This window comes from Acidimicrobiia bacterium, assembly GCA_041394025.1.
Classification (GTDB): Bacteria; Actinomycetota; Acidimicrobiia; order IMCC26256; family JAOSJL01; genus JAOSJL01.
The window spans coordinates 63025-75108 of record JAWKJA010000002.1 but is presented as its reverse complement, the minus strand read 5'-3'; the positions used below and the strand labels follow the sequence as shown (position 1 = coordinate 75108).

Here is a 12084-nt window from a genome sequence, read left to right as displayed (position 1 = left end):
TCAGGACACGCCGGCGCCGCCGGCGGTCCCACCCATGGCCACGAGTTCGATCTCGCCGGTTTCGTCGTCCTCCTCCACGAGGTAGCCGCCGAGACGCGCCAACTCGTCACGGCCGTCCTCGGGTCCCGTGGCCAGGAGCTCGTCACCGACGCTGAGCCGCTGCGAGGGCCTCGGCTGGTACACGTAGCGACCGGCGCGCCACAGAGCCAGCACGTAGCAGCCGGTCTCCATCTCGATGTCGGCCTCTGCGAGGGTCACGTCGTCGAGCGCCGATCCTGCGGCCACCGGGACCCGGACGATCACCTCGTCGCTCTCGGCGAGCGCGACCGCCAGGACCGGATGCAGCTCCTCCCCGGCACTCACGAGCCAGACCATCTGCTGAGCGGAGTCGCCCAGCGACTCGGCTGCCTGCCCGAGGTGCAGCAGTCCGCGCAGCGGCGAAGGATCGAGACGGTCGGCCGCCGCACGGAGCACCCACACCTCGAGGCGCTCCTTCATCTCGTCGAGGTGGTCCTCGAGACGCATGACCTCGGCCGCCAGGCCCTGGTCGGCGTACAGCAGCGCCGAGTACGCCAACCCGACACCGACCTCGGAGAGGTTCTTCATCTCCACGATGGCGTCGACGGCACGGTCGAGGTCGGAGACCGCCGTCTCCTCCCCCAGCGTGGGGGGTGACCATTCCGGCGCACCGGCCAACTGCCTGAGCTCGTCGACGCCCGCGGCCGCACCCTGGAGAATCAGCACGTCGTCGCCCACGAGGGCGTCGTCGCCGTCGGGGTCGATGCGCCACTCCTTGCCCCGCCGGATCGCCACGACGCTCATGCCGACCTCGGTGGGGAGCTCCAGATCCGCCAGCGTCCGCCCCGCCATCGCCGAGTCCTCCCGGATCCGGACCCTGTGGGACACCTCCTCGGCGTCGGCGAGGTCTGCCACGAGGGCCGTGGGGATACCAAGGCGCCGTGTGACGATGCGGGCGATGTCGACCGCCGCGTTCCCGATGCGTTCGATGGCCGACACGATCTGGAGCACACCCGACATGCCCTCGGCCTCGCGTGGCGAGCGCGCCGCCAGAACGCAGACCTCCCGCATCTCGTGGACGAACTCCGTCTGGAGCTCCTCGAGCTCCTCGACCTCGCGGGCCATCTGTTCGTCGTTGAAGAAGACCGCCGCGTACGCCAGATCGACCATGAGCTCGGAGGTGTCCTTCGCCTCCGAGAGCATCGTCTTCAGGTTGCGCGGGTGGTCGTCGTCGTTCCTGTTGGTGCGTGTGCTCGTCACGTCAACCCCAAGCTCGTGACAACAAGAATAAGCGCAACGGCGCCGAGGAGATCTGCGAATGCCGTCACCACCGGGACCCCGTAGTTGTCGGGGTCGGCGCCGAGGCGGAACGCCGCCACGGCGGCGAAGTAGGCCACACCGACGGCGAGGACGGTGGCCAGGAGGCCCGACAGCAGCGCGATCACGGCGACGGAGACGACGCCGGGGCTCGCCAGGCCGGTGGCGGCCGCCACGAGGTCCGTGCTCACGCCGAGGACGACGAAGATCGGGGTCGCGAGGGCGAACACGAGCACGATGTCGGCCGCGGCCGGGCGGAGCGACAGTCGCGTCGGGACGATCAGGCCCAGGTGCAGCTTGCTGGAGATTCGGGCTGTGAGGATGCTCGCCAGTGACCCGACCAACGCCAGCAGCGGCGGGAGGAGGACGAGCAGCGCCGGGTCCTCGAGGAAGGGCTGGAGGCGCGACTGCACGACGACACCCGCGACGAGGCTGATCGAGCCCGCCACGACGATGACCGGCAGCGACCCGCGGATGATCGCCCTGCAGGTGGGGAGGCGCGTCCGCACCCCGTACACGAGAACGGCCGACGCTCCGACACCGGCGATGACGAGCACGACGGGCGTGAGGTAGTCGACGCCCACGACGTAGGTGGCGAGGAAGAGGCTCGGAAGCGTCAGCACGTCGCCCGCCGCGGTCACGATCGGAGCCTCGACGTTGTCGGGGTCCCACTCCCGGCGGACGCTCATCTCGGCGACCCCGACGGTGACGGCGACGAGGATGACCGAGGGCAGCAGCCCGCCCATCACCGAGATCACGATGAAGTCGGCGATCGACATGGCGTCCGACACGCCGAACGCCTCGGCGGCGATCTTGGCGAGAAACGCCAGGACGAGCGACAGCGACACCGACAGGACGAGCGCCGCGACGACGTTCTGGCCGACGAGGGTGTCGGGGCGCCGGGAGAGCCTGAACGTCCCCGTGTGGATCGCGGTACCGAGACGGCTGCCGAGGGCGCCGAACACGTTGCCGCGCATCCCGACGGCGGCCGGCACGAGGATCAGGAGCCCGGGCAGCTCCTCGAGAGTTCCGGTGATCGAGCCGAGGGTCAGCCCTGCAAGAAGCCCCGCTGCCGTGGAGAGCGCGAGCGCGAGGAAGCCCGCCCGGAACCCCGAGGGGTCCGAGCGGACGAGCGCGACGGTGCGCGCAAGGACGCTGACAGGGGTGCGCATGACGGTCTCGGCGGTTCGGGCACGGTGCTCCCGGTTCCTCCCGTGGCTGCGGTGCGGAGACCCCCAGCGTACCCGTCATGGCGCACAGCGCCGGGTGACACGTCGTCGCCTCTCACTCGAAGGACGCCCAGCCGGTGTCATCGAAGCTGCCCAGGTCGGTGGCCATCACACCGCTGCCGCTGACGGTGAACAGCGAGTCACCGACGATGACGGTGCGCTCGATCATCGGCGACGAAGGAGCGATCGTGAGCGCCTCCGGCTCGCCGCGCAGGGGCTCGATGTCGTCCTGGATGTCGTCGGGACCGGGCTGGGTCACGGTGCCGCGCTCGACGATCCCGTCGGCCGGGTCGACCTCGAAAGCCAGGGCCGACGACCGGTAGTCGAACCCGTAGCTCTCCACCGGGACCACCGCGAGCCCGTCGTGGTACAGGAAGGCGTGATGGTCGAACTCGACCGGTGAGCTGCTGGATCCGAGTGCCACGTTGTCGATCCGCTGCGGTGCCGAGAGATCCGACACGTCGAAGAGCGAGATCTGGGTCCCGAGGGTCATCCCGGTGTCGGTGGCGTCCTGACCGATGCCGATGAGGAGACCGTCGCCGGCGGGGTGCAGGTAGGCAGAGTACCCCTGGATCTTCAGCTCGCCGACGACCCTCGGATCGGCGGGGTCCGACAGGTCGACCGTGTAGAGCGGGTCGATCTGGCGGAACGTCACGACGTAGCCGACGTCGCCGACGAACCGCACCGAGTAGATCTCCTCGCCGCGCCCGAGGCCACCGACCCTGCCCACCTCGACGAGCGCCTGGTCGGTCTCCTCGAGAACCGTGACGAAGCTCTCACTCACCGGCTCGGGAGGCGGAGGAGCGATGTCGGGTTCGGTGACGACAGGGTCGTCCCCGCCCGTGAACTCGTCGAAGCGTGTGTCCGGACCGGGGGCGGGCTCCTCCAGCGGTTCCTCGATCCCGTCGTCGACGATCACGGCACCCGACGACACGGTCGACGCCACCCGCAGGTACCCCTCGTGCTCGGAGAGGGCGAACTGGTCGAGCAGGCGTCCGTCGACGGTGCCCGACACCGTGTACTCGGCACCTGCGGGACCGGTGATGTCGAAGGCGTGGATCGTCGACGTCTCGTCGAACTCGGCGACGGTGCCGGAGGTTTCGTCGGGGACTCCCTGCATGGCGACGTAGAGCCGGTCGGGTGAGGCGTAGACCGTCTCGCCGTTCGAGACGACGGCGGCAGAGCCCACCGGCTCCAGTCCCACGGAGGGGTCGAGGGTCGACACGGTCAGTGTTCCGAGCCCGGCGAACTCGGGGGGCTGGTACACCGACGCGCAGTCGGCGATGCGGCCCTCGGAGATCTCATCGCCGTCACGTTCGACCGCGTAGCGGGGAAGCCAGTCGTCGAGGTCCGACTCGGCGATCTCACGCTGGTTGGCGTTCTCGGCCTCGGTCTCGGTCGTACCGAAGACACTCTTCAGCGGATTCGAGCCCCACGCCGTGGGGGTCTCGAAGTCGAAACCCGTCGGCTGCGACGACGTCACCAGGTGCACACGCCCGTCGACGGCGCGGGCGCTCACGACGTGGCCGTCGACCTGCATCGTCTCCGACTCGGAAGGCTCCGTGGGGTCCGACACGTCGATGAGGCGCACGGTGCTGCGTTCGACCCACTGCCCAGAGTCGTTCTCGACGGTTGTGTCGACCATCCCGAACACCACGAGGCGGTCGTCGATCAACATCATGTCGGTGCCGTTGACAGCGTCGATCTCCGCCACGACCGTCGGTTCAGCGGTGGCTTCGAGAACGCGCAGTGTTCCGTTCGTGAGCACGTAGAGGTACTCGCCGTCGGTCTCCACGGTGTCGGGCTCGTCGATGCCCTCCTCCTGCACGTTGGTCTCGGAGAAGTCCGGACCGGTGGGCGCTCCCGTGCTGCGCTGTGCGGCTTCGGGGGCAGGCGCGGCGTCCTCGGCGACGGCGAGGGCGTCCCCCTCCATCCCCGCGAGGTAGTCGTAGCTGCCGTCGAGACCGTAGGGGCCGACCCGCTCGGCGCCTTCGGCCCGGAGATGCTCGAGCAGCTGGTCGCAGTCGTCGAACACCTGGAGACGGCCGGCGAGGACGAGATCCTCGGGGAGGCGTCGGGGCTCGGGCTTCTCGACGGCTCCGGGTCCGCCGTCACAGGCGCCCACCAGGAGGATGAGGGCGGAGAGAGCGGCGGTGACGATGAGTGGGCGACGGCGCATGGCGGGCTCCTCGGTGTGCGTCTGAGGTGTTGGACGCGCCGGAGCGGGCGTCGGTTCCCGGTTTCGTCGGATTTCTGACCGGAAGCCGCCCCACAGGGCTGCCATCAGTGGAAATCGCGGGAGCGGATGTGGCCGGCCAGGGCGGAATCGAGGGCGTGGACCCGCTGCGCCAGGAGGTTGATCACGCCCTGGCGGCGCTCCAGCACTCCCCGGACCTTCAGCAGGGGAGCCTGCCGGGCCGCCCGACGGAACCGCTTCCACACCGGCGGGGTGCAGATGACGTTGACGAGACCGGTCTCGTCCTCCAGGCTGAGGAAGATCACGCCCTTGGCCGTCATGGGTCGCTGACGGTGGGTGACCACACCGGCCACCTCCACAACGGTGCGGTCGTCGAGATCCCGTAACCCGGCGGCGGTGACCACGCCCTCGTCGTCGAGCCGATCCCGGAGGAACTGCGTGGGGTGCGCATCGGGTGACAGACCCGTGGCGGCCAGGTCGGCGGCGTGGGTCTCGACGGCGTCCATGCCGGGCAGCGCGGGGGCTTCGAGGCCGGTGACGACCCCCGGCAGGTTCTCGGCGTTGGAGGGCCCTGCCGTACGCGCGGCGCCCAGTGCACCGGCACTCCACAGAGCGCCGCGTCGGTCGTGTCCGAAGCAGGTGAACGCACCGGCGGTGGCGAGTGCCTCCAACGCGTCGACCGACGCCTTGGTGCGACGTGTGAAGTCCTCCAGATCGGCGAATGGCTGAGCGTCGCGTTCGGCGTCGATCCTCTCGAGGAGCGTGTCGGACAGGCCCTTGACGTAGCGCAGCCCGATGCGGACCGCGTGTGTGGAGGTTTCGGCGTGCCATCCAGGCTGGGGCGTCCCGACCGGCCCGGCCGAGGCGCTGCGTGACTCGAGTGTGCAGTCGCGCCGTGACGCCGCCACGTCGGGGCCGAGCACCTCCACACCATGACGCACCCCGTCGCGCACGAGTGAGTGCGGCGAGTAGAAACCCATGGGCTGCGCGTTGAGGATGGCGGCGGTGAACGCTGCGGGGTGGTGGTACTTCACCCACGCCGAGGAGTAGACGAGGTAGGCGAAGCTCACCGAGTGGCTCTCGGGGAACCCGAAGTCGGCGAAGGCCTCCAACTTCTTCGCGATGGCCTCCGCCGTGTCGCCCGTGATCCCGTTGGCCGCCATGCCCTCCATGAGGCGCTCCCGCATGGCAGCCATGCGGGCCTTGGAGCGTTTGGAGCCCATGGCCTGGCGGAGGGCGTCGGCGTCGGCCGCGCTGAAGCCGGCCACGTCGATGGCCATCTGCATGAGCTGCTCCTGGAACAGCGGCACCCCGAGTGTCTTGGCCAGGCTGGACTCGAGGAGCGGATGGAGGTAGGTGACCGGCTCCTCCCCCGCCCGGCGCCGGAGGTAGGGGTGCACGGAGTCTCCCTGGATCGGACCGGGGCGGATGAGCGCCACCTCCACCACGAGGTCGTAGAACTCCCGTGGGCGCAACCGTGGCAGCGTGGCCATCTGGGCGCGGCTCTCCACCTGGAACACGCCGACCGTGTCGGCCGCGCAGAGCAGGTCGTAGACCTCGTCCTCCTGGGGGATGGTGGCGAGATCGACGGTGACCCCCTCGTGCCCGGCGATGAGATCGACCGCCAGGTGCAGCATCGTGAGCATCCCGAGGCCCAGCAGGTCGAACTTCACGAGCCCGGCCGCGGCGCAGTCGTCCTTGTCCCACTGGAGCACCGAGCGGTTCTCCATGCGCGCCCACTCCACGGGCACGCACTCCACGAGCGGCCGGTCGGCCATCACCATGCCCCCGGAGTGGATCCCGAGATGGCGGGGGAAGTCCTGCACCTCCCGGGCGAGATCGACCACCAGCTCGGGGACCGGTACCTCCGGCTCGTCGGATGCAGCCACACCGGTTTCGGTCAGCTCGTCGAGCTGTTCCCGGCCGGCCCACCGGTCGAGCCACCGGGTGAGGGCGTCGGCCTGCCCCGGGGAGAGGCCTCCGGCCTTGGCCATCTCGCGCAGCGCCGAACGGGGGCGGTAGGTGATGACGTTGGCCACCTGCGCCGCGCGGTCGCGTCCGTAGCGGTCGTAGACGTACTGGATGACCTCCTCGCGGCGCTCGTGCTCGATGTCGAGATCGATGTCGGGCGGTCCGTCACGCTCGGGCGACAGGAAACGCTCGAAGAGCAGGCCGAGCGCCACGGCGTCGGCCTTGGTGACCCCGAGGGCGTAGCAGACCGCGCTGTTGGCGGCGCTGCCCCGGCCCTGGCAGTAGATGTCGTGGCGGCGGCAGAACTCCACGATGTCGTGCAGCAGGAGGAAGTAGCCGGGGAACCCCAGCTCCTCGATGACGCCGAGCTCGTAGCCGATCTGGCGCATCGCCTTCTCGTGGTCGGAATGGGACGCCGGGTAGTGGACGGCTGCACCGCGGCGTGTGAGCTCGGCGAGCCAGCTCATGTCGGTGTGGCCGTCGGGAACGGGGTAGTCGGGGAGGTTCGGCACGGCGATCCGCAGATCGAACGCGCACGCGCGGGCGATGTCGACAGTGCGCTCCACCGCACCCGGATACCGGGAGAAACGACGCTCCTGTTCGGCGGCGCTGCGCAGGTGGGCGAACGGCGTGGAGGGCAGCCAGCCGTCGACATCATCGAGGGAGCGTCCCGCCCGCACCGCCGCCAACGCCGTGGCCAGCCGATGGCGCCCGGGGATGGCGTAGTGGGCGTTGTTGGTGACCACGACCTCCACACGTGCGGCAGCGGCCACGGCCACCAGGGCGTCGTTGCGGGCACGGTCGAGAGGGTCGCCGTGGTCCCACAGCTCCACGAGCACGCGATCGCGGCCGAACCCTTCCACGAGGCGGTCGAGCTCACGGCGCGCGGCAGCGGGCCCTGCGTCGGCCAGAGCGGTGGGCACCGCTCCCCGGCGGCAGCCCGTGAGCACGAACCAGTGGTCGTTGGCCCTGCTCACCTCGGGGTGGAGGTGTACGGGCTCCCGCGCGCCGGTGACGAGGCCAGCGAGGGTGGCGACCGGCGCACCCTTCTCCCCCGCCATCTGTGCCGTGCTCAGCGCTTTCGACAGGCGGGCGTACCCCACCGGCCCCTCGGCCAGCACCACCAGATGCGATGAGGACATGGAAGGGCACACGTCCCGGGAGCTACTGCGTTCATGGCTGAGCAACGAGCGGTCCTGAAGGGAGTCGACGTTTTCTTCGGGCGCGCTCACTGCGGGACCGGGATACCCGGCCCCGCCCCCTTCGGGGCCGTTCACCACGCCGCCATGAACCCGCTGACGTACGTTGGATGTGCCCTCCGACAACGTCAGTTCTACGCCGAACACGGTGGGGAGCCCGACCGACTGGGCGGCCACGGCGAAGCGGACGGCGCCGTAGAGGCCGTTGTGGTCGGTGACGGCCAGGGCGGCGAGCCCGAGGCGGTGTGCCTCGTCGACCAGCTCCTCGGGATGGCTGGCGCCGTCGAGAAAGGAGAAGTTGGTGTGGCAGTGCAGCTCGGCGTACCCGGTGCTCCCGGTGTTTCCGGCCCCGCCCACCGCCGTTCACCTGCCTCACCTGCTCGCCGAAGGGGCGGTCAGGCTATCGAACACATGTTCGATACAGCAAGAGCGAAGCATGCCGGGTTGGTGCAGTCCCGTTGCCTATGGCAACACGAGTGGGCGGCGTCCCGCCGGGTGGTGGAAATGAGAGCGTGGCTCTCGGTGTCCGCCGCTGATCTTATGCGGCGGTGAGTTCGTTGGTGTCGGGGCTTGTGGTCACCTCCTGGGGTTGGTCGATCTGGGCCATGGAGGCTTCGGAGAGGTAGCGGCGTTCGCTGGCGGCCCATTCGTCGTGTTGCTCGATGAGGACGGCACCGACGAGGCGGATGACGGCGGCGTCGTCGGGGAAGATCCCCACGACGTTGGAGCGGCGCTTGATCTCTTTGTTGACCCGCTCGAGAGGGTTCGTGGAGGCGATCTTGCGCCAGTGGCTCCGAGGGAAGGTCGCATAGGCGGTGACGTCGGGCTCGGCGTCTTCGAGGATGGCGGCCGCGTCGGGGAACTTCGGTTCGAGGAGGCCGACGACTTCGCGGAGTTGGCCGCGGGTGGCCTCGGCGTCGGTCTGAGCGAAGATCGTGCGGACTGTCGCCGCGACCATCTCTTTGTGGGCAGCGCCGACGGTGGCGAGAATGTTCCGCATGGCGTGCACCTTGCAGCGCTGCCAGGTGGCACCGGAGAACACGCGGGCGATCGAGGCCTTCAGGCCGGCGTGGGCGTCGGAGATCACCAGCCGCACCCCGCTGAGGCCTCGGTCTTTGAGGGTGCGTAGGAACGCCGTCCAGAACACCTCGTCCTCGCTGTCGCCGACGTCGACGCCCAGCACCTCCCGGTCGCCATTCGCGGTCACGGCGGTGGCCACGATCACCGCTCGGGACACGATCCGGTGGTCGTGGCGGGCCTTGATGTAGGTGGCGTCCAGGTAGACATACGGCATGGCGATGTGATCGAGGCGCCGGGAGCGGAACGCGGCGATTTCCTCGTCGATCCCGGCGCAGATCCGCGACACCGTCGACTTGGACACCCCCGAGTCGCAGCCCAAGGCCCGCACCAGGTCGTCGACCTTCCGGGTCGAGGTCCCGGAGATGTAGGCGCACATGATCACCGCCCACAGGGCCCGATCAACCCGGCGGCGGGGCTCCAGGAGGCTCGGGAAGAAGGACCCCACCCGCAGCTTCGGGATCGCCAGCGCAACATCACCAGCGGGGGTCGACAACGACCTCTGCCGGGTGCCGTTGCGATAGTTCGTCCTCGGTCGGTGACGGCCAGGGCGGCCAGCCCGAGACGGTGTGCCTCGTCGACCAGCTCCTCGGGATGGCTGGCGCCGTCGAGAAAGGAGAAGTTGGTGTGGCAGTGCAGCTCGGCGTAGCCGGTGGTGCTCCCGGCGTTCCCGGCCCCACCCACTGCCGCTCACCTGCCTCACCTGCTCGCCGAAGGGGGCGGTCAGGCTATCGAACATGTGTTCGATACAGCAAGAGCAGTTCAGGTGATCTGGGCGGCTCCGAACGCGAGGCCCACGGCGGCCACGGCGATGGTCATGTTGGCGAACACCATCGTGCGCACGGCCTTGGCGAGCTCCAGGCTGAACTCGCCGCGCACTCCCCCGATCTCACCGCGCAGCTCCGACATCTCACCGCGCAACTCACTTCTCAGCTCCGACATCTCACCGCGCAACTCCGACATCTCACCGCGCAACTCACTTCTCAGCTCCGACATCTCAGCCCGGAGCTCGGTCGCGAAGACGTCGAGGTCGCGCTTGGTGGCGACGTCGGCCCACCCGACGGGCGGTAGATGCTCCATCAGCGTCGACGCCTCGGCGGCGCCGAGGGTCTGCTCGAGCTTGACGTACAGGTCATGGCGGCTGCGTTCGTCGATGGCCATGGCAACTCCCTCCACAGGATACGGGAACAGGAGAGGCATGAGCCCGCCTTCTCGCGGCGGGGCCGACGGTAGCGACAACCTGTGACAACCACCGTCGCCGGGTTGGTGCAGTCCCGTTGCGTATGGCAACACGAGTGCACCATCTCGGCGAGAGGGTGGCGAGAGGGAGTGACGTCAGTCGTAGAGGGCCTCGAGGGCGGCACGGCCCGACTCGACGACCACGAGGGCGGCGACACCGGCGTCGGTGAGAATCTGCCAGCGGGCACGGCGCCGACGCGTGAGGCGGTCCCACCATCGGAGGTCTTCGGGCCACGGTCCGGCCCAGGCGACGATTCCACTGGTCCCGTCGGCCAGCACGTCGCTGCGTATCCACGCCGGTGGGGCGTGGCACTCCCCGCGGCCGGTGACTGTGACGGGAACACCGTCGGCGTCGAGCAGGTCGGCGGACCGCGGTGGGTCGTAGACACGGGCCGGCGCCGGGTCGGGAACACGCCCGGGCCAGGTGGGGCCGTCGCCGGCGGCAGGGTCGCCGTGCGGGCCGCCACCTGCCGGTCGGTCGGGACGCGCCGGTTCGCGTGGCTCTCCCCACGGCACCCACCGGACCCGCTCGGCGTGTGAGCGTCCACCCTGGAGAACGGGCGTGGCGACGGCTGCGGGCCCCACGAGCCCCTGCACGCGGGCGAAGGCCCGGGCCGCCCGGTCGGCGGCGGCAGGGTCACCGCCCCAGAAACCGAGCTGACGACCGGTGGCGGGGATCACGCAGTCGGGCGCGAGACGCAGCAGGGTGATACCCGCCGTGACCGGCTCCAGCACGTCGGCCTCGGCAGCGGCGTCCTGAGCGGCCCGCCGGTCGGGCACGTCGACCGCCGACGGGGTGCCGGCGAACCATCCTTCGAGCTGCCAGCGGACCCGGTCGGCCAGGGCCGTGGCGTCGAGGGCGCCGTCGTGGCGCCAGCAGCGGGCGAGGCTCTCGCCGTGCTCGGTCTCGGCCTCCACGACGACCCGGGTGCAGGCCAGCCCACGGTCGGTGAGCAGGGCGCTGAAACGGCCGGCCAGGGTCTTGGCGGCGAACGCCGCCACGTCGAGACGCTGGGCTGGCGGGTCGAGCTCCTCGTCGACGCTCAGGTCGGGAGGAGGCTGCGTGAGAGCGGGTGGATGCTCGTCGAGGCCCCGGGCCAGCCGGTGGGCCGACCGACCGGCGGCGCCGAACCGCCCGGCCACCGCCGACGCCGACAGGGCCGCGAAAGACCCCAGCGTGGGCATCCCCAGGCGGACCAGCAGATCGGCCAGGGCCACGGGCTCGGATGCACCGGAGCCAGGGGGCGAAGACCCCGCCAGCCGGAGAACCCCGACCGGCCACGATCCGAGGAAGTCGGGAGACCCGCCGGGCGGCACCACGCGCACCGAGCCGGGTCCGGGACCGCGCGCGGCCAGGAGAGCGGCGAAGGCCCCGTCGGCAACACCGACGCGCACGTCGGGCACACCGGTGGCACTGACCGCGGCCACCACCTGCGTGGCCACCGCTTCGTCGCCTCCGAAGTAGCGCGCAGGTCCGAGCGTGGGGAACAGACAACGGCCCGGTCGGTCGAGCACGAGGCGCGGTGTGACCGACTCCACGGCCCGAGCCACCGCTTCGAAGGCGCGTGCCTCGAGCATCGGGTCGACGTCGACGGTGACCAGCTCCGGGCACCGGCTCTCGGCCTCGCGACGGCGCAGCCCGGGGCGCACACCCTCGGCACGCGCCTCGGGCGACGCAGCGCGGACCACCGGGGCCCCGGTGGCCGGCTCGAGCACCGCGACCGGGCGGTCCGACAACGCCGGATCGGACTGCCGCCAGGCCACCACCGGCCAGTCGGGGCACCAGACACAGCAGGTTCTCTCGGCACTCACCCCGTTCCCTGCCGCTCGCTCCCCA

General features: G+C 70.4%; 6 protein-coding genes and 2 pseudogenes. All 8 read right to left on the bottom strand.

The genetic code is table 11. The features are described from left to right. Positions 1-1278 carry a TrkA C-terminal domain-containing protein gene (locus R3A49_00375; GenBank protein ID MEZ5169184.1) on the bottom strand — a complete coding sequence of 426 codons (1278 nt, stop codon included), beginning with the start codon at positions 1276-1278 and terminating at the stop codon, positions 1-3. After that, the gene (locus R3A49_00370) at positions 1275-2507 is read right to left on the bottom strand and encodes a magnesium transporter (GenBank protein ID MEZ5169183.1); all 1233 of its coding nucleotides are present in this window, start codon (positions 2505-2507) and stop codon (positions 1275-1277) included. The genes R3A49_00375 and R3A49_00370 overlap by 4 nt, the downstream gene beginning before the upstream one ends. A gap of 112 nt (positions 2508-2619) precedes the next feature. Then, positions 2620-4743 (bottom strand): beta-propeller domain-containing protein, encoded by a 2124-nt coding sequence (locus tag R3A49_00365; protein ID MEZ5169182.1) that lies wholly within the window; start codon positions 4741-4743, stop codon positions 2620-2622. A 104-nt stretch (positions 4744-4847) separates the two neighbouring features. Further along, positions 4848-8288, bottom strand: coding sequence for an error-prone DNA polymerase (locus R3A49_00360; protein ID MEZ5169181.1), 3441 nt, complete (start codon positions 8286-8288; stop codon positions 4848-4850). A gap of 181 nt (positions 8289-8469) precedes the next feature. After that, positions 8470-9528: pseudogene (locus R3A49_00355) on the bottom strand (IS256 family transposase). A 62-nt stretch (positions 9529-9590) separates the two neighbouring features. Further along, positions 9591-9692 (bottom strand): annotated as a pseudogene (locus R3A49_00350) (hypothetical protein). Positions 9693-9770: 78 nt separating this feature from the next. Next, the gene (locus R3A49_00345; protein MEZ5169180.1) at positions 9771-10169 is read right to left on the bottom strand and encodes a hypothetical protein; all 399 of its coding nucleotides are present in this window, start codon (positions 10167-10169) and stop codon (positions 9771-9773) included. A 174-nt stretch (positions 10170-10343) separates the two neighbouring features. After that, positions 10344-12059, bottom strand: coding sequence for a DNA polymerase Y family protein (locus R3A49_00340; protein MEZ5169179.1), 1716 nt, complete (start codon positions 12057-12059; stop codon positions 10344-10346). Positions 12060-12084: the final 25 nt, after the last annotated feature.